Origin of the sequence: Chryseomicrobium excrementi (assembly GCF_002798305.1) — a bacterium.
GTDB classification, from domain to species: Bacteria; Bacillota; Bacilli; order Bacillales_A; family Planococcaceae; genus Chryseomicrobium; species Chryseomicrobium excrementi.
The window spans coordinates 250,313-269,477 of the sequence record NZ_PCGR01000003.1 but is presented as its reverse complement, the minus strand read 5'-3'; the positions used below and the strand labels follow the sequence as shown (position 1 = coordinate 269,477).

The window sequence follows — 19,165 nt, the reverse complement described above, 5'->3', positions numbered from 1 at the left end:
CGAGAGGATGGAATTCATGGCACAAGCAAGCATGCGGGCTCAGTTCAAGAATTTTGATGAAGCTGCAGAAACAATTTTACACATGATGGCCAAACTACTGAACATCAATACACTGTTCATCGCAAAGAACGACCGAGTCTCTAATGAGATTTATAAAGTTGTGAACGGAGATCAGCAATTGCTTGAAGAAGGCACCATCCTACCATTTGAACAAACTTACTGCAGTGTCAGTGTCCAACATGGGAACCATGTATTGTACATACCGGATATTACGACACATGAACAAACGAAAAACCTTCAAGTGACTCACAATTTAAAATCAGGTAGTTTTGTAGGGATTCCCATATATACGGGAGATGGAAAAAACTACGGTACCATCTGCGGTTTAGATACAAACTACTTTGAGTTGAGCGAGGAACATATGGAGCTTTTTGAAACAATGAGCGCTTTATTGTCTTATGTATTAGAGCTCGATGATGCACAGCGTCAAATTCAGAATTTATCCGTACCGATAGTTCCTTTAACGGAAAGAATTGCTATCCTGCCTGTCATTGGGAACATGACCCGAAGAAGAGTAGAACAATTGGTAGAAGTAGCTTTAGTGAGAAGTCAAGAACTAAACTTGGACTATTTGTTTGTTGATCTATCTGGGATTACGGAAATGGACCAATCTGCTGCTGATTCTTTGATGAAAATTACGAACTTGCTGAATTTATTAGGCGTGAAACCGGTGCTTACCGGATTACGACCTGAAACTGTGCTTCAAACCAACCAATTAGGAATTGAATTAAAGCACGTGATGATTGAAGCAAATTTAGAACGCGCCCTTTCAAAAATCGGTTTCTCCCTTCAAAAAGACTAAAAAAAGACACTCCGATTTGTGTGATCGGAGTGTCTTTTAGTTTTAGTTTAAATCTTCAGCAGCTTCTTCTTGAAGCTCTTGGAATGCTTTTGAGACACGCTCAAATTCTGCATCCTCTTCGATTTCATACAATTCTTCTTCCCCTTCAACTTTCAGGAAAAAGACATCGATATCTTCTTTTGTCTCATCTTGTACATCTTCTGAAAATGCAACCGCTGCATATTCCGTCTCATCGACATGGACGAGGCCGAGAACTTCAATCTCTACTTCTTGACCATTTTCGTCTTCCATTGAAAAAACGTCGCCTACTTGTACAGTACTCATTCTAGTTCCTCCTCGTAATCTGTCTTACGTCTTCAGCATAGCATACATATGCTAGATACTCCTCTATTCCCTCAGAACGCTTGGTGAAACGTCATTTGATACCCCACATAAGCAAGCGTTTCTCGAAGGACAAAAGGAAACTGCTCTGCCCAAGTAGAATAAACACTTTGCGGCGTCGGTGAAGCTTCTACTTGTAAATCAAAAACATCTGCCATCATCAATGCCCGTTTCATATGGAACGGATCGCTTACAAGTAGGAAATTATCTACTTCCCAAGACGCCATCAACTTTTTAACAAACTCCATGTTTTCACGTGTCACTATGGATTGATCTTCAATGATGATATCTTGCTCTGGCACTCCAAGTGACAGTGCATACGTTTTTGAAGCCTCCGCTTCACTAATTGAGCCGCCTTCAGTCAAGCCTCCTGTAAAAACGAGAGTCTCCACAAACTTATTATCATATAGCCAGACCGCATGATTGATGCGCTCACGCAGAGCATAAGATGGGTCTTCCCCTTCAAGTCGCGTTCCTAATACTAAGGCAGCATCTGCATGACGGAGCTCAGTTTCTCCTGTGAATGTCCAAATCCCGTACATCGATAAGCCTATATATAAAAGCAATGCACCAACGCACGCCTTTCCAACCCATTGCATAGTTCGTTTCTTCCCCCGTTTGCCAATTTCTCTTTTTATTAGTATGCATCATTTAGAGAGTGCTGCATAGAGTAGACATTGTGAACAAAAAAGCCGCCCCTTTAGGAGCGACTGAATTACCAAGAGATGGATTCAAGCACATCCTCCACTGTTGATTCACCTGTAGCGTCAAATATGGTAAAGCCCTCTGGATCTGGAAGTGATGGATCTGCTCCATATTCTAAAAGCAGTTCTACACTCTCTTTATCTTCATTGAAGACTGCGAGTACCAGTGCAGAGTTCACATCGTCATATGTATTTGGATTTGCGCCGAGTTCTAGCAAATACTCCACTGCTTGCGGAGAATACCCATTTACCGCATACATTAAAGCATCTGCGCCAGCATCATCTTGTTCGTCGATTGAATCACCGGCAGCAAGTGCGTGATCCATCGCCTCGATGTCTCCCATATAAGCAGCAGTCATGAGGTCTGTTTCTCCCGGCGTCTCAAAAGCTGTTTCAAGACCAAGGGATTGTTCTAAGCCTAACGCATCCGCGCCTGCAAACAGACTCCCCCAAATCATGCCACCTGCGGCGAAAAGTGCAATGCACGCAATGTAAATTGCTGTTCCAAGTGCCGTTAAGCCGGCTACACCCGCAATAATTCTTCCTGTACGCGGATAATAGAGTCTTTCAGCACTTCCAGCAAATTGAGAGATACTCTGGATTCGCTTTGGTAAGCGAGGATGCGTTGATAGGACTTCCGTCAGCCAGACAATTCCATTCGATTCTGTTTCAATCTGTTGCATGTAGGCTTGCTCGTTAACTTCTGTGTACACCTTTTTACCAATTCCCAGGAGAGTTAGCGCACGTTTAGCAGCTTCTGGATTCCGAATCATAAATGCCGCATGACGATCACACGTGTATTCGCATGAGCGACTATAGGCTTGAGACAGAAACGGAATGAACGCGGCTGGTAAAATAGCGAGGTTCTTCCACACATGACGTCGTTTCACGTGTGCCAATTCATGAGCAATAATAAAGTCTAACTCATTTTGGCCTTGTTCCCTAGCCAGTTCGAACACTTCAGAATAGAGTACGACCATATCACGACCTAGAAAACGAGTAGCAAATGCATTGAGCGCACCTTCTGACTGAATCACAAAAACATCGGGCGTCTTTTTTAAACCCATTTCTTTCGATAGTTGCTGAACACGGGTATAAACATCCGGAAATTGATTTTGATGGATTCGCACCCCGTTACCTCGAATAGAGCCTAACATCATTAACTGCATATAAAAAATAAATGCGAATACGATGAGAGCTATTGCAATCCCAACAACTGATATGGCCACACCTATGTATACAAAAATACTAAGGATTAGACTGAGCACAAAGTAGAGCGTCTCACGGTCTGACTTAATTTGATTAAGCTGCATCTTTCTTCCTCCTTTTACTTTCCTAGAATAGCATGTAAACCTATGCAATTCCCACTCTATTTTCGACATTTTCTAACAATTAATTTTTGCAAAATTCACCATTATCAATTAATCAATATTTCTTGATGAAATAGTTGACATGCGGTTTTGAAGGTCGTATGATGAGTACATCAAGGAAATTTGATTGACAACTAGAAGGTGAATTCGATGCAAGAAACGACATACTGCACGTTGTCTTCCGATACACTCGCTACTTTTGAAAAAAAGTTTAAAGCGATCAGTGACCAGAAGCGTCTGCAAATTTTAAACATCTTATCGAATAAAGGCGCCATGTGTGTGGGAGATCTTGCCCCACTCGTTGACATGACACAATCAAAGCTGTCCTATCATCTAAAGATTTTATTAGACGCTGACCTTCTTACGAAAGAGACTAGCGGGACGTGGAGCTTTTACGAGCTAAATCAACACGAGTTGAATCAACTTCTCTCGGATGAGTTATGCTGCCTGTTCAAACCGGAAAACTGATTTCCGGCTGTGCTTTTAATCAAATTGTCTTGTTTAATTAAAAATTCAAACAATTTAAGGAGGAATTTCGTATGATGAACGTATTTACAATGCAAGAATCTGTGAAAGATCACCAAGACTCCGTCCACTTTTTAGCACAGCAACGTTTGAACAACCAAGCGTCCGCTCATTCTAAAACACAACCTTGGACGAAATGGTTTTCAGTCAAATCTCGCAAGTCGGCTTAATTTTTTTCACACTTTTATCAAATTGTCTTGTTTAATTAAAAATTCACACAATTATGGAGGAATAAAAAATGATGAATTATTATACTTTTGGAGAATCTGTAAAGGCTGAGCAAACTGAAATGGAATTCCATACTAAGCAACGTTTAGAAAATACGACTTCTTCATTTACTTCTAAAGTAAAAGGTCTTTCTAAATGGAATTTCTTAAAGTCTACTCAAAAATCAATCGCATAATCTATGCGAATGTCTCGATCAGACGAGTTATCGTCTTCCCATGCTGAGCGCACCCTTGTCAAAGTGATTCGCACCATCATGAAAAAATGGTTTCAAAAATGAGTAAAGCTCCTCTTCATCTTATTAAAGATGAAGGGAGCTTTTTTTCATGTTGATCAGCAATCTCCGGCCGTTCTCGCGGAGTCATGTTAATGATGAAATAGCTTGCAATCAAGATAAAGATGACTAAAGCATTCAATAATGTGTGAACAGGATTATCATGTTCTACAATGATTACCCGTGTCATGGCTGTGATTCCGATGTACAAAAAGTATCGAAGCGGGAAGTGATAGTCTTCTTTAAAATATTTGACTATCATTGCGATGAACTCAAAATATAAGAAAAACAGTAAGATGTCTGCAAGAAACACTTTGTAATCATAGGACTCGAGCGTCCAGAGTAACTGTATGAATTCCACTAAAGAGCGCATCAATAAAAAAGATAACGTGATGGCTAATCCTAAAAGGGCAACATTCAAAAATACTTGGAGAACTTTCGGTACCATAATAGAAAGTGGCGTGGCTTCAGGAAATGTCTTTCTCATCTGAATTCCTCCTCTACTCATCTCTACTCTACTGTCATTCTATAAAGACTTCGTGAATCTCATGTAAACTTTTCTAACAAAATAGATTAGTCTAGTTATACGTGGTTTTATAGCGTTCGTCAATCGTTATTTTTGGTAAGCGTTTCCATTTAATAAGGCTTTGCCACGACTTCTCTTCTTGCACTTGTTATACTGCGAATAAGGTTTGAAAAGGAGCAGATGACATGTTTACATTTGGTTTTACAGATTTCTTATCGCTGCTGATTTCCGCTTTTATCATTCTACCTATTGTCGTTTTTGTTCGAGAGACCGGATATATCGTAGCAAGTCTCTTTTTTGGAGTGAAAAATCCTCGGATCACAATCGGCTCAGGTCCGCGCCTCTTCAAATTGGGTATACTCGATGTACGAAAGTATTATCATTTATATAGCTGGTTTTCTTATGATGATCTAGCGCATAAAAATCGCTGGGTTTATGTAATCATTTACGCGGCACCTATTTTATCTAATATCTTAGTGGGAATTGGCATCAATCTTTTAGTCGTCAATGGGGTTTTAGATGACACTTTAGCTTTTTGGGACCGCTTTGTCTTTTACATTTTTTATTACGTTTTATTCGATATCGTACCTATGAGAATGTTAAACGGCAAACCCAACAACGGTATGATCATTTACGAAATGATACGTTATGGCAAACGAACGGACTACTGTCCAGAACCATTCCTCCCATCTACTACGGAAAGTGAAAAAGAAATAAAAAAGTCTCAAAGATGAGAGAAAAACAATAAAAATCTAACAGACAAACGGCGGACTCTGGCGTATACTTTTCTCAAAAGATAGGAATTGAGTCATACATTAGAAGTGGGGGGGCTGCTATGGAAAAGCCAGTGATTCATCATGACACAGACATTGACTTGTTGCTTCAAATGCTAGACCATGTCACGGATCTTGTTTTTCTAATGGGAGTGCACAATGACCAATTCGTCTACCGATTCATTAACAAAAAAGCGCGTCAGATTTTAGGACTCTCAGACGCCACTCTTGGACAAAGCATTCTTGAAGTTCATACGCCTGAGAAGGCAGAACCCCTGCATCAAGCCTATGAACGTGTCGTTCAGCTGGCAGAACCTCTTGTATTTCGCCAACAAGTACGAACACCTCGTGGAATGTTTACAGGAGAAAGCAAATTGACGCCTCTATATAATAAGAACCAGCTAGTGACCCATGTATTGGGGATTGTTCAAGACATATCTACTTTAAAGCTCAGTGAAGAAGCATCCGAACTGAATCGACAGCGTTATAAATCTTTGTTCGATTTTCATCCTGATGGTATCATCGCTTACGATTTGAAGGGAAGACTGATAGATGGGAACTTGGCGGCATCTACTATTTCAGGTTATCCGTTTCAAGATGCCTCGGAGCGAGGGTTTAAAAATTTCATTTTAGAAGAGTATAAAGACATTACAAGGAAGTCATTTGCAAGATGTATTCAAAACTCGGAGTCTGTTCAATATGAGACTGCCATTTATCATAAAGCGGGACATATCATTTATTTAACAGTTGTGAATATACCTATTAATGTAAACGGAAAAACTGTAGGGGTTTATGAAGTATTTAAAGATATTTCTAGAGAACGCGAACTTAGTATGGTCCTACAAGAAAAGAATAACGATTTGCAAACTCTTTGGAATACAGCCATCAACCCTATATTTCAATTGAAATTGGATGGGAGCATGGCTCGAGTGAATCCGGCTTTTTGTCAGCTATTTGAATACACGGAGAATGAGATCCAAGACACGATGAATCAAATTATCCCAGAACACTTACATGGAGAAATGGAAGCTCTGCAAAAACGCTTAGATAAAATGGAACCTATTGAATCTTATGAGACGCAACGTGTCACAAAATCCGGAAAGCTCCTAGATATCTTAGCTTCTTACACTCCGGTTTATAATGAACATGGGGAGCCGACAGCCATCCACGTCGTCTATAACAACATTACAAAGTTAAAAAATATACAACGTGAACTTGATCAGAGTAGAGAAAAATATAAGGTCATTACGGAACATGCATTTGATGTCATCAAAGTATTTAACCGCAATGGTCGAGCTGACTACCTCTCTCCTTCCATCAAACTCTTACTTGGACATGAACCTTCCGAATGTATTGGAAAACGATTTACCCAATTTATACATCCAGAAGATCATTCAGTAGTCCAAAAAAACTTGCAACTTCTCCTCTCTACTCGCAAGCATTGTACAATGGATTTGAGGATGAAGCATATTGAAGGACATTACATTTGGATGGAAGTAGTAGCCAGTCCAGTAATCGAGAGAGGAAGAGTCATCAACATTATTACCATCTCACGTGATATTTCGGAAAGATATTCTATACAAGAAGCACTAAAAAAGATGGCTTACTATGATCATTTATCGGGTCTGCCCAATCGGAGGGCCTTTGATGACCGACTGCAAGAACTTTTAGACAATGAAGAGCATTCCCCATCCTTAGCCCTTTTATTAGCAGATGGCAATCAGTTTAAGCGTATCAACGATACTTACGGTCACGACGCGGGTGATGCCGTTATCGTAGAAATGGCTGACCGTCTAACCAAAAGTGTACGACAGGATGATTTAGTTGCACGATTAGGTGGAGATGAAATCGGTATTTTGTTAGAAGACATTCACACTACCGAGCAAATCACTTCTGTCATCGACCGAATCATTGAGCACTTTAAGGAGCCCTTCGTCTACAAGGAACAAACGATTGCCATTGAAATTGCACTGGGAATTGCCTTGTACCCGCAAGACGCACAGGATAAGAAAGCTCTCTTCATTGCAGCAGACAATGCATTGTACGCCTCAAAGAAAAACAGTACTACTTCCTTCACTTATTTTGAAGAACTTCTTCCTAAAAAGAAGCAGTGACAACTCGTCACCGCTTCTTTTTTCTAACCTTCCCCCCTATAACCGTTCGATAGCAATGCCTTCTTTTAAGAAGCGTTCTCTTATAGCTTGAGCAAACTCTAGTGCATGCGCCCCGTCTCCATGAATACAAATCGTATCTGCTTGTATAGGACGGCGTGTTCCTTGTCGCGTTGTCACCATTCCGTCTCGAACCATCCGGATTACATGTTCCACGGCTTCTTGTTGGTCTTCAATCAACGCATCCATTCGGCTTCTTGGAGTCAACGAACCGTCTTCTTCATAGCGGCGGTCGGCAAATACTTCTTGCGCAATCCGCATATCCATTTTTTTAGCCGCATCTACCCATGCACTACCTGCTAGCCCCACAATGATGAGCTTGGAATCACACGCTTTTACAGCAGACACAATGGCTTCTGCTAGGTCAGGTGACTTTGCTGCCATGTTGTAAAGAGCGCCATGGGCTTTTACATGACGGACAGTCGTCCCACAACTCTTTGCAACAGCTTGTAACGCTCCAATTTGATAAACCACTAAGTCGTAGGCTTCTTGCGCTGAAATAGCAAGTTCTCTTCTACCGAAACCTTGTAGGTCCGGTAGGCCAGGATGTGCTCCGATTCCAACGTTGTGAAGTATTGCGCTCTCTACAGTCTGTCTCATGACGCTTGGGTCCCCCGCATGGAATCCACAAGCGATATTTGCTGATGTGATCAATGGTAAAATCGCTGCATCATTTCCCATCCGGTACGAGCCAAATGATTCCCCTAAATCACAGTTCAAATCAATAGATACCATTTAACCAGGCCTCCTCTGCTCCTAACTTTTTCGAGAGCTCTTTACTGACTTGCACCAAGGCACTTGCTAATTTTTGCATATGTTGTTCATCTTGAAAGCGCACTTCTGGCCCCACGAAACTCATACCAGCGACTACATTTCCCAAATGATCAAATATAGGTACTGCTACTGCCGAAGAATGTGTCTCAAGCTCGGAGTAACTCAGCGTCCACCCACGTTCTTTCGTCTCCTTCACTTTTTGCAATAGTTGTTCTTCGGAAACTGGTGTCTGCTCCGCGTATTTTCGGAATTCAAATTGCTGAAGAAGTTTTTCCTGCTCACTCTCAGGTAAATAACTAAACAACACGCGTGGACAAGCTCCTGCATATAGAGGAGCACGACGACCAATCTGTGTATAGACACGAATGCGTTCCTTTGTATCTGCTTTTTCTATATAAACGGCTTCTGTTCCGTCTTGGACAATCAAATTCACGGCTTCTCCGTACGTATCCCTTAACGTCTCCATGTAAGGCAAAGCCAGCTGACGAATATCCAAACGCTCAGCTACTAGATGACCCAATTTTAAAAATAACAGTCCCAGCCGATACATATGGTCTTGCGTCTTTTCTAAAAAGCCCATTTCAACAAGCGTCTCTGCCATTCGATGTGCCGAAGTTTTGGGCAAGCCAGTGTGAGAAATAATATCTGATAGACTTGCTTTATCTTTGTCATAAAACACTTGAATAATTTCCATGGACTTCACTACAGTTTTATTGAGCATCTTGTCGCCTCCTCACTTCAATGCTGGTCTTTATATCTTGCTGCCATTGACGAAACGCAGCGGCCAGTTTCCTTGCTTCTTCAAGAGAAACAAATTCAAATTGAACTCGGTCACCTGGCTTTTTCTGAGCAAGAATAGGTAAGTCTACTTGAATTACTTGACCAATACGTGGATAGCCTCCGGTTGTTTGCCTATCTGCCATCAATACAATGGGTTCTCCGCCAGAGGGAACTTGAATGGTTCCAAATGTAACAGGCTCGGAGACAAGCTCTGTCGCGTCTTGACTTTTCAAAAGTGTTCCTTGAAGACGGTATCCCATACGATCTGATTGAGGTGAAATAGTATAGGGTTCACTTGTGAACTTATCGAGTTGTTCTGAGTCAAAGCGGTTGACCTCTGGTCCCTTCAGTACCCGAACCTTCTCTTTCTTCCACCATAGATCGGTAGGGACGTGCCAGTCGGCAAGTGCTTGTTTGTCTTGACCGCAGGGCGCATAAGGGATTTTATCTCCTTTACGTAAAGCTCTTCCTTCAAGTCCACCAATACCTGCTCGTAAAAACGTACTGCGACTCCCCATCACCTCAGGTACTTCAAGCCCTCCATGTACAGCTAGATATCCACGGCATCCTGCGCGAAGGTTCACAAAATGTAAGACTTCCCCGCCAGACACAGAAATAGGACGGCCTCCCTTGAGTTCAATGCCATCAAGCTGAATCAACATGTCAGCACCAGTCACAGCAAAGAGTGTCGGTTGGTGAAATTGAAACTTGGCTCCAGTAAATGTGATTTCCAAAACAGCATCTTGTGGTTCATTTCCCACTATCAGATTCGCTAGAGAGCTTGCTTGAGGATCCATAGCTCCTGTGACACTCACTCCATATCTTTGAAAACCTGATCGCCCTAAATCTTGTATAGTAGTGAACGGTCCGGGATGAATCACTTCAAGCATCTTCCTCACCTCGCTCTACAGCAACAAATTGAATGGCGTCTCCAGCTTGCGCTAAACTAGGAGGTTGCTGATCCGGTAAGAATAGCTCTGTTGTGGTGCGTCCGATAATCTGCCATCCTCCGGGAGTTGAAATGGAGTAGACTCCTGTTTGACCACCTGCTATACCGACGCTACCAGCTGGAATACTTGACCTAGGCGTTGTTTTACGCGGAGCATGAATAGCTTCAGGTAGGCCTGACAAATAAGGAAACCCTGGTGCAAATCCAATCATCCGAACTGGGTAGATTACCGATGTATGAAGTTCTATCACTTCTTGTGGTGTTAGTCCTGCATGTTCTGCAACTATCTCTAGGTCAGGTCCCTCTTCTCCCCCATACACGACAGGAATCTGAATCACGTTTCTCACCACTTCTTGTTCAACCACTTTCCGATTGGCTAGCTGTCTCCAAAGTTCCGGAAGTTCTTCAAGTTTTTTAGTAGAAATACAAGGTTTTATATAAACTCCAATTGACTGAGTAGTGGAAACGGTTTCAACAATTTCTTCACTGAACTCTTGTTGAATGGCAGTCTCTATTTGCCTTAATCTCTGTTCTGTATCTGCTGCCTCTTCTAAACGAAGGATCCAACAAGTTTCAGACAACCAAAATGAATGCATCGTTTCACCATCCCATTTTTCGGAACAACTATTCCATTTTTAGAAACTTTTTATAAGAATACATGAAATGTTTTTTCATGACAAGGGACATTTTCACTATTCAGAAAATAATGAGGCAAATCAATTGGGCATCTCTTTTTTTCCTTTTATACTAATAGGGAGGGGGAATACCTATGACATACCAACATCTTGGCCTACTAGAACAACCGTATGATTCCTTATATTTGATCCCTGTTGGGGCGGTCCTTCACGTACCTTCGAACTATCCTTCATCACCTCCGTTATTGCGCCGAATTGCAAACGTTTTGAAGGAACTTCTAAGTACAAGAGAACAACAAGATCATGAACTGATTTCCCGATTCACAAAACTTCCGTCACATACATTTCCACTAGCTATCGTTTCGGAACAACAAGCTTATATGTATGCTATTCGGCCTGATTATTTCTTGTGGAAAAAGCAAAAACCGGAGCTGACACTCACTCCGGATAGTCACCATTTTGATACTCGCAACCTTTACAGTCTTTCAGATAATCAATTGCGAAATTATTTTCATGACTTACTTGATAGTTATGTATTTGCTGCACAGCTGCCCACTCTGTCGCGACGTCAGTGGAAAGAAAAAGCGCGCTCAGCTTACTCCCAGAACCCATTCATTCGTTTGGCTGCGGAGAAACAGGATGTGATTAAAGCTGTAGAGATTACGAACCGCTCTATGCTCATGGGTGTTCTTAATCCACCAGAGGATGTAGCATTTTGGCGTCATCGTGTGGAGATTGTACTGAGGCCCTACCGTGCTCTTCCACCGGATGCCACTTATTCTGCATGCAACCATCCAATTCAAGTGACGATTGATAAAGAGTCTCCCATGCTCCACATCTACTGCGAGACGTGCAATTATGCATATAAATACGACCCATTCGAAGACCGTGTCGTTCTTCAAGAAAAAATCAACTTGGCACAAGCACAAAAGCGCATTTTGACTATTGAACGTCAATTTAATGCATTAGCAGAAGGGACACCAAAAGTACTTGCTGCTCTTAGAAAACTTCAGCAAATTCAAAGGTGGTATGTAGACAAAGAATTTCCTGAGCACGCAGGAGATGCCCATCGCCTTATTCGTTCTTTACAAGGAGCCACCTTCCCTATAGCTCCTGTTGAACCTACATTGTTATCGTTGCAACATGTGAAGTTAGCGACAATCGATAGTTTACGTTTCGTTCAACCCTATTTAGATATGAGCAAACAACAACTAGACCAGCAACTTGAAAAGGAACAACGTGAAGCATTTCAGTATCAGACTGAAGATACCGAAAAAGCAGTTCGTTTCTCAACGAAAGGCTACACATTGTATGAAGAAGAAGTAGATGTTATCGAAGACTATTTGGCTCGTGATGAACAGATGACGTTTCATTTGCTGATCCAAGTGCTAAAAGGAGAAGCTACGAGTAAAGTTCGCACTTTGAACTTGCACCGCTCTCCTATCTTTGGACTGCTCAGACCTTGGCCTAAGAAATTAATTCCTCAAGCTATCAAGAGCTTTTGGTAACCAAAAGGACCTGCCCAAATGGACAGGTCCTTTCGTGTTATTGTGCGTAAGCGTCTAAGAATTCTTTAACTTTTTCTGCATCCGCTTCAAATGTTAAGCCTGTATCTACAAGTGGAGTGACTGTGGACACTGCTGGCTTTTTGTTCCCTTGGTAGTACGTGATAAAGTCTTGCTGATTGATGGAGTATAAAACTGCTTTACGTAGGTCAGCTGACTCTGATACATCCCGACCCGACATGTTGAACTGCAAGTAGCTAACTCCGTTGCTGTCTGCTTGTTTTAAAGTCAGATTGTCGTCTGAGCTAACTACATCGTATTTTGTATCCGGAACCGTCTGAAGGACGTGGATCTCGCCGTTACGAAGTGCTGATAATGCACTGTCGTTGTCATCAATGAAACGAACATTCACTTTATCGATTAGTGGTGCATACTCAGAATCTGCACGGTAAGCAGGATTCTTCACAAATTGCGCCTCGTAGTCATTTTTTTGAACTAAGATGTAAGGACCGCTTGCGAACAAGTGATTGTCATAAGAACTGCCTTCTGTCACAGTAGACTGGTCTCCGTACGCAATATCACTGTTTGGATCGTAAGAAGCTACATCAAACGTATTGATTGAAGACACTTGTTGTTCAGAGACGATACCACCTGATTGGTGTGCTAAGTAGTTGAGTACTTGCGGGAACGGTTGTGTAGTTGTCACTTTTACCACTTGGTAGTTCCCTGCCGCATTGTCGACTTCGTCTTCTGATGCTACTAAAGTAGTGATATCCGCTGGCAATTCATTCGATAACGCTTCTAATACACTTTCTCCATCTGGAGTTGTCGCACTTTCAAGCTCTGCAAGGTCTGTTACGACTTCAACAGTCTCCATGTTCTCATGTAGGCTGTATGTACGATGATCTGGAACAGACTCTGGATCTTTGGCACGGTTTAGAGAGAATACCACGTCTTCTGCTGACACAAGGTCTCCTGTATCTACAGCAGCACCATTTTCAACAGCTGCGAAGTTGATATCATCCCGTAAAATGAAGTAGTAGTTCGAATTGTCTTCTGTCATAGCGAAGTTGTAAGAAAGAGAGTCCTCTGCTACCACTTCGTCTTCATCTGTCAAATTGACAAGACGGGAATACATATTTGTGTTTAACGTATTGATCGAACCATCATTTGCTTTAATTGGATCAAGTGATGTCAGTGAGCCGATCGCTTGGTGCAATACAAGTGTTTCCGATGCATTTAGTGATTCGTCATTGAACGAGATTTTTTCCCATGCTTGTGCACGTGACTTAGATAGACGCACTGTATCTGGATTCACAGCAGCAGAGTAAATCCCTTGCGCTTTATTAGAAATATAAAGTGGGGCAATATAAGCTTGGTCAAAGACAAGCAGCTCTTCTACAGCTTTGTAAGCTTCTACAGCTTCATCCCCTGTAACCGCACTCGCTGCATCAATCAATTCATCTAACTTTTCATCCGCAATGACACTGGATGCGCCATCTGATTTGAACAGACCACGAACCGCATAGTCTGGATTTCCAGTAACAGTAGTCCAAGAAGAGACGGCCACATCGTAATTGCCTGCGTCTTTCTGAGAAGTGAATGAGCCATAATCCGGCTGGATATTTAAGTTGACCTCAAATCCATTTTTAAGCAATTGATCACGAACAATGTTCATATCTTGTTCATTTGAAGCCATACCCAGCACTTCAATAACTGGTTTTTCATCTGTCCCAGACTCTGAGACGCCCCCAGCTTCCTTTTCTGATTTCGTTTCGACACAGCCTGCTAACACCAAAGTGGCTGCTGCAGCAACCGCAAAAAATTTCTTCATCCTGTAAATTCCTCCTCTAAGTTAGTTTGTTTTTGGATCAAGCGCATCGCGCAGGCCATCTCCAAAGAAGTTAAATGATAAAACAAGAAGCATAATACAAATCCCAGGGAATATGGCTACGTAAGAATGGGTTTCCAGATACGTACTTCCCACTTTCAAGATGTTTCCCCATTCCGGGATATGCGGTTCAATTCCGAGTCCAAGGAAACTCAAACTACTTGTTGCAATGACTGCTCCCCCAATCGTCAGAGTCGCTTTGACAATCATAGGCGCTAGAGAATTCGGTACGATCTGCTTAAAGATGATGGACGCATCCGAAGCTCCAAGCGCTCGTGCCGCTTCTACAAATTCAAAATTAGAAAGCTGCATCACCGTCGCGCGCATAGTACGTGCATACGTAGGGATAGCTCCAACACTCAGCGCAATAATCAAGTTGACTGTATTAGCACCAAATGCTGCGATAATGGCAATAGCGAGAAGAATTCCTGGAATCGCGTAGAGAATATCTAATAGACGCATAATGACTGAATCCGTTGTGCGACCGAAATATCCAGAAATCGCTCCTAAAGTTCCTCCGACAAGTGCAGGAAGCACGGTTGAAGCGAACCCAACAATCAATGAAATCTGAGCTCCAAAGACGATGCGAGAAAAGAGATCTCGTCCAAAATCATCGGTCCCTAGAGGATACTCGAGTGATGGATTTTGCAAGATGGCACTGTAATTATTTTGAGTGGCAAAGTCATAATCGAAGATCCACTCACTGACCACGGACAAACTAAAGATGAATGTGATAAAGAACATCCCGAAGATGGCCATCGTATTGCGTGTGATTTTCAACCACATCGTATGCCACTTCTCCACAGAAGACGGGTTTTTAGAGCGTGCTTTTTTAATAAGCGAATACCCAAGTAAGAATCCAAAAAAGTTCCCTATGAACAAGCTGAACAACAGAATAATTCCAGGAATCAGCATCCACTTCGGAGCTGATTCAGCGGTTACAAATCGTGCAGTGAGCACAATCATTACTGCATACAGAAGTGCCGCCACTAGGAGAAGTCCCATCGCGAGTAGGAATGTATCCACAACATAAGGTTTGAACAGATTGAATGCGGAAACTCCGATTACAAACAACTGTGTCAATAAAGCATAGCTAGCAAACGTATACTCTGGCGTTTGATTACGGCTAACAAGCGCGAAAGCAAACCCAGACGCAAAGATGTTGCCTGCACCGATTGTGAGTAACAAAGGATAGGCTAAAAGCCGTGTTCTCTTCTGCACTTCCCCTTTTCGTATGACATCGTTACGGATTCGTTTAGTTAGAAACACTACATATAAAGCTGTTACCGCGTAGATGACGAAGAAAATCACAACAGGCAGTCGCACTTGCTGAGTAGAAAAATCAAAGCTATACACTAAAAATAGAAGGGCAAACAGCGCTGTAAAAATCCATGTAAAATGTGCGTTGCGGTATTCTTGCGATAATTTGAGACGCAAGGCGTCGTTGGTGATCTGCTTCACAGGCTTCCCTCCTATCCTTTCTTTTTCATGGTCGAGCGGATACGCGGATCATAGAATGCGTATAAAATATCGATGACCAAGTTGACCAGTGAAATAGCGATGGCAATGTAAACCACCCCACCAAGGAGTGCAGGAATATCTGGGATGAACTGCTTGTCGACAATATAACTCCCGATCCCGCTGATATTAAATACCTTTTCTGTAATGGCTGCACCGCCTAACATCCCCCCGAACAACAGACCAATCACCGTGATAATAGGAATCATGGCATTCTTCAGTGCATGTTTGGAGACGATTTGACGTTCTGTAAGACCTTTCGCTTTGGCGGTTACAATGTAGTCTTCGTGTATCACTTCAAGCATGGAAGACCTTGTCATCCTAGCAATCGATGCGGCGATAGACGTTCCCAATACCGCAATTGGCAATACAAGCGACAACCAATTCGATGTGCTGTATGTAGCCGGGAACCATTGCAAGTGAATGGAAAACCCTAAAATGAACAGCAATCCTTGCCAAAAGCTAGGTATAGACAGACCAATTAAAGCCACAATCATAAACGTATAGTCCCAATAACTGTTTGGACGTAACGCAGAAATAATCCCTGCAGGTAATGCGATAATGATGGCCATCAACAGAGAAAATAGAGCAATGATCAACGTCACTGGGAACTTAGAAGCAATGCTAGCAGTGATGTTTTCTTTCCCTGCAAACGAAGTACCTAAATCGAATGTGAACAGTCCTTGCAAGGAATTCCAAAGCTGCACTAAGTAGGGTTGGTCTAACCCGTAAATACGATTAAAGTTGGCCACTTGTTCAGGTGTCGACTCGACACCCAGGATGTTCTGAGCTGGATCTAATGGAGATATGTATAAGATTGTGAAGACAAAGGCTGCGACACCTACTATGACAAAGAGGGTCTGGACCAAACGTCCGAGTACAAACCAAGCAAAGGATTGGCTTCTTCCCGCAAGGAAGCTGTATAACAAAAATGCAAAAATCAATGTCATCCAGAAGAAGGAGGGCTTTCCAATCAGGTCACCTGTAAAACGTGAATAGGTCTGAGGAACAACTCCCTGTTTCTCGAGCTTCTTCCGTAACTCCTCTCGTTCGTGCTGAACAGCTAATCGCTGCGCCGTCTTTCGGAGCGTGTCTTCACTTTGATGAAGTTGAAATGCCTGATCTTTTGCTTTCTCTTGTCGGTAAAAATCTTCAAACCAGTAGTGCCGTTGCTGTTCAGAAAACAAGCTCGTTTCCTGATTCAACTTTTCTATGTAGTTCGTTTCAGGTTTCTGCACACGATACAACACCCAGGAAATCAGATGGAGAGGAAGACTCAGCACTATTACAAGCCAATACGATTTTCTATGTATGGAAGCCTTTAAATAGAGTGACTTCATGAATTCAGGGATGGTCAATTGGGCACACTCCTTTCTTCTGCCAAAAATTCAACCCGCCTTCTAGTAACAGAAGACGAGTTCGAAGTAAAATGAATATATTGTATAATTCCTAGTGGTATAGTAGAGTATGAAACATATTTACTAAAGAGTCAATAGATTTTGCTCATTTTAAGATTGAGGTGTTTGCCATGAATCAACCTATTTTATCGATACAAGACTTACGCGTCTCGTTTTTAGCAGGAGAACGTGAAATAGAAGCTGTCAAAGGTGTACATATAGATGTTTATCCAGGAGAAACGGTAGCCATTGTCGGAGAGTCGGGCAGCGGAAAAAGTGTGACTGCTCGCTCGGTCATGCGCCTCCTTCCCTCTCCTCCTTCATTTGTCAAAAGCGGCTCCATCCTTTGGAAAGGCGAGGAGCTGCTTTCGGCTCCAGAGAAACGATTGGAGCAACTTCGAGGAAAAGAGATCTCAATGATTTTCCAAGATCCGATGAGCTCTTTAAACCCAACGACTCGTATTGGAGATCAAATCGCTGAGAGCTTGATCAAACATCGAAAGCTTTCTAAAAAAGAGGCTCTTACACAAACTATTGAGCTGATGGAGCAGGTCGGTATTCAAAAACCAAGCCAACGTGCCGCTCAATATCCCCACGAATTTTCTGGGGGGATGCGTCAACGTGCCATGATTGCTATGGCACTCGCTTGTCAGCCTGAACTATTGCTAGCGGATGAACCCACGACTGCACTAGACGTGACCATCCAAGCACAGATTTTGGCATTGATGAAGACGATGCAACAAAAGCTTGGCACAGCTATCGTGCTGATCACGCATGATCTAGGGGTCGTTGCTGGAATGTGTGACCGTGTCATCGTCATGCAAAAAGGAGAAATTGTAGAAACCGGGACAACAGAAGATATCTTCTATTCTCCGCAGCATCCTTATACAAAAAAGCTGCTGGCTGCACTGCCAAAACTTCATGAACCTAAGCAGCCAAAACTGCCTAGCAATTTGGAAACTCAGCGTGACCCCTCCCAACCACTCGTGGAAGTCCGGAACCTGACTAAAGAATTTGATCTTGGTCGAGGTGAACAGCTTACAGCCGTAGACGATATCAGCTTTTCCATTTACCCAGGAGAGACATTAGGACTTGTAGGAGAATCTGGATCCGGGAAATCCACAACGGGGCGCACCCTTTTGCAATTGCATCAAGCAACTTCCGGAACCGTGCTGTTTGACGGCATTCCTTTAAACCGTTTGAACAAGAAACAACTAAAACAGATGCGTCGCCGCATTCAAATCATATTCCAAGATCCTTACGCATCCCTTAATCCTCGCCAGAAAGTGGTCGACATCATCGGGACAGCATTAGACCTTCACGGACTTGCTAAAAACCGCACTCAAAGACAACAGCGAGTTGAAGAACTATTAGAATTGGTGGGACTCGAGAAAAGTCATGCGATGCGTTATCCCCATGAGTTCTCTGGAGGACAGCGTCAACGAATCGGGATTGCACGTGCACTCGCAGTTGAACCAGATTTCATAGTTTGTGATGAGCCCTTATCTGCACTGGACGTTTCTATACAAAAGCAAATCGTAGAACTCCTTCGTGAGCTCCAGCAGAAACTGGGATTGACCTTCTTATTCATTGCTCACGATCTGTCGATGGTAAAACATTTGAGTGATCGAGTAGCGGTGATGTACAAAGGGAAGATTGTGGAACTTGCTGAAAGCGAAACACTTTATTCAAACCCCCAACATCCTTATACACAGGCTCTGCTAGCTGCCATTCCTCTTCCTGATCCGCATGTTGAAGTGAAGAGACGAGCGGCTCGTGCAAGTGTTGCACATCAAGAGACACCACATTACGATGTAGCAAACTCTATCTGGACAGAAGTTTCTCCAAACCACTGGGTGGCACTTCAACAAGAGCTTACGCATGTGTAATGGAATTTCACTTGCC

19 protein-coding genes are annotated in these 19,165 nt (G+C 42.6%); 8 read left to right on the top strand and 11 right to left on the bottom strand.

Going from position 1 to position 19,165, the window contains the following annotated elements; genetic code table 11:
• The first annotated feature begins 16 nt into the window (after positions 1-16).
• On the top strand, positions 17-862 hold the full coding sequence (locus CQS04_RS10365; protein ID WP_245858802.1) for a GAF domain-containing protein: 846 nt from the start codon (positions 17-19) through the stop codon (positions 860-862).
• Between the two features lie 42 nt (positions 863-904).
• On the opposite strand, the gene CQS04_RS10360 is transcribed toward CQS04_RS10365, so the two are convergent.
• From CQS04_RS10360 to CQS04_RS10350, 3 genes are all read right to left on the bottom strand, one after another.
• Positions 905-1,186, bottom strand: coding sequence for a DUF1292 domain-containing protein (locus tag CQS04_RS10360; RefSeq protein ID WP_100354074.1), 282 nt, complete (start codon positions 1,184-1,186; stop codon positions 905-907).
• Positions 1,187-1,257: 71 nt separating this feature from the next.
• On the bottom strand, positions 1,258-1,842 hold the full coding sequence (locus CQS04_RS10355) for a YdcF family protein (protein ID WP_100354073.1): 585 nt from the start codon (positions 1,840-1,842) through the stop codon (positions 1,258-1,260).
• Between the two features lie 116 nt (positions 1,843-1,958).
• Complete coding sequence (locus CQS04_RS10350; RefSeq protein ID WP_100354072.1) at positions 1,959-3,260, bottom strand: M48 family metallopeptidase; 1,302 nt, start codon at positions 3,258-3,260, stop codon at positions 1,959-1,961.
• Positions 3,261-3,467: 207 nt separating this feature from the next.
• Between CQS04_RS10350 and CQS04_RS10345 the strand changes: the two genes are divergently transcribed.
• From CQS04_RS10345 to CQS04_RS13815, 3 genes are all read left to right on the top strand, one after another.
• Positions 3,468-3,785 carry an ArsR/SmtB family transcription factor gene (locus CQS04_RS10345; RefSeq protein WP_094942833.1) on the top strand — a complete coding sequence of 106 codons (318 nt, stop codon included), beginning with the start codon at positions 3,468-3,470 and terminating at the stop codon, positions 3,783-3,785.
• A 71-nt stretch (positions 3,786-3,856) separates the two neighbouring features.
• Positions 3,857-4,012: a hypothetical protein gene (locus CQS04_RS13820; protein WP_165767506.1), complete on the top strand. Its 156-nt coding sequence runs from the start codon at positions 3,857-3,859 to the stop codon at positions 4,010-4,012.
• A 68-nt stretch (positions 4,013-4,080) separates the two neighbouring features.
• Positions 4,081-4,245, top strand: coding sequence for a hypothetical protein (locus tag CQS04_RS13815; protein WP_165775517.1), 165 nt, complete (start codon positions 4,081-4,083; stop codon positions 4,243-4,245).
• A gap of 115 nt (positions 4,246-4,360) precedes the next feature.
• On the opposite strand, the gene psiE is transcribed toward CQS04_RS13815, so the two are convergent.
• Positions 4,361-4,828, bottom strand: a complete 468-nt coding sequence (gene psiE, locus CQS04_RS10340) for a phosphate-starvation-inducible protein PsiE (protein WP_100354071.1) — start codon at positions 4,826-4,828, stop codon at positions 4,361-4,363.
• 224 nt (positions 4,829-5,052) lie between these two features.
• Here psiE and CQS04_RS10335 point away from each other — a divergent pair, with 224 nt between their 5' ends.
• Together CQS04_RS10335 and CQS04_RS10330 are read left to right on the top strand one after the other, a co-directional pair.
• A complete protein-coding gene (locus CQS04_RS10335) occupies positions 5,053-5,601 on the top strand; it encodes a hypothetical protein (RefSeq protein WP_100354070.1) in 549 nt (182 codons plus the stop codon).
• A gap of 101 nt (positions 5,602-5,702) precedes the next feature.
• Entirely contained in the window at positions 5,703-7,754 is a 2,052-nt protein-coding gene (locus tag CQS04_RS10330) for a PAS domain S-box protein (protein WP_100354069.1), read from the top strand.
• Between the two features lie 36 nt (positions 7,755-7,790).
• Here CQS04_RS10330 and CQS04_RS10325 read toward each other — a convergent pair whose 3' ends face one another.
• The 4 genes from CQS04_RS10325 to pxpB are packed head-to-tail and all read right to left on the bottom strand — an operon-like array spanning position 7,791 to position 10,910.
• The gene (locus tag CQS04_RS10325; protein WP_100354068.1) at positions 7,791-8,546 is read right to left on the bottom strand and encodes a LamB/YcsF family protein; all 756 of its coding nucleotides are present in this window, start codon (positions 8,544-8,546) and stop codon (positions 7,791-7,793) included.
• Positions 8,533-9,306 (bottom strand): IclR family transcriptional regulator, encoded by a 774-nt coding sequence (locus CQS04_RS10320; RefSeq protein WP_100354067.1) that lies wholly within the window; start codon positions 9,304-9,306, stop codon positions 8,533-8,535. Before CQS04_RS10320 ends, CQS04_RS10325 begins: the two co-directional genes overlap by 14 nt.
• Positions 9,296-10,255, bottom strand: coding sequence for a 5-oxoprolinase subunit C family protein (locus CQS04_RS10315; protein WP_100354066.1), 960 nt, complete (start codon positions 10,253-10,255; stop codon positions 9,296-9,298). The genes CQS04_RS10320 and CQS04_RS10315 overlap by 11 nt, the downstream gene beginning before the upstream one ends.
• Positions 10,248-10,910 (bottom strand): 5-oxoprolinase subunit PxpB, encoded by a 663-nt coding sequence (gene pxpB, locus CQS04_RS10310; RefSeq protein WP_100354065.1) that lies wholly within the window; start codon positions 10,908-10,910, stop codon positions 10,248-10,250. The genes CQS04_RS10315 and pxpB overlap by 8 nt, the downstream gene beginning before the upstream one ends.
• 173 nt (positions 10,911-11,083) lie before the next feature.
• Here pxpB and CQS04_RS10305 point away from each other — a divergent pair, with 173 nt between their 5' ends.
• Entirely contained in the window at positions 11,084-12,457 is a 1,374-nt protein-coding gene (locus CQS04_RS10305; protein ID WP_100354064.1) for an RQC-minor-2 family DNA-binding protein, read from the top strand.
• Between the two features lie 37 nt (positions 12,458-12,494).
• On the opposite strand, the gene CQS04_RS10300 is transcribed toward CQS04_RS10305, so the two are convergent.
• The 3 genes from CQS04_RS10300 to CQS04_RS10290 are packed head-to-tail and all read right to left on the bottom strand — an operon-like array spanning position 12,495 to position 17,203.
• Positions 12,495-14,288 carry an ABC transporter substrate-binding protein gene (locus CQS04_RS10300; RefSeq protein WP_100354063.1) on the bottom strand — a complete coding sequence of 598 codons (1,794 nt, stop codon included), beginning with the start codon at positions 14,286-14,288 and terminating at the stop codon, positions 12,495-12,497.
• Between the two features lie 21 nt (positions 14,289-14,309).
• On the bottom strand, positions 14,310-15,806 hold the full coding sequence (locus CQS04_RS10295; protein WP_100354062.1) for an ABC transporter permease: 1,497 nt from the start codon (positions 15,804-15,806) through the stop codon (positions 14,310-14,312).
• An 11-nt stretch (positions 15,807-15,817) separates the two neighbouring features.
• The gene (locus CQS04_RS10290) at positions 15,818-17,203 is read right to left on the bottom strand and encodes an ABC transporter permease (RefSeq protein ID WP_100354177.1); all 1,386 of its coding nucleotides are present in this window, start codon (positions 17,201-17,203) and stop codon (positions 15,818-15,820) included.
• 188 nt (positions 17,204-17,391) lie between these two features.
• Here CQS04_RS10290 and CQS04_RS10285 point away from each other — a divergent pair, with 188 nt between their 5' ends.
• Complete coding sequence (locus CQS04_RS10285) at positions 17,392-19,149, top strand: ABC transporter ATP-binding protein (protein WP_100354061.1); 1,758 nt, start codon at positions 17,392-17,394, stop codon at positions 19,147-19,149.
• The last annotated feature ends 16 nt before the right edge of the window (positions 19,150-19,165 follow it).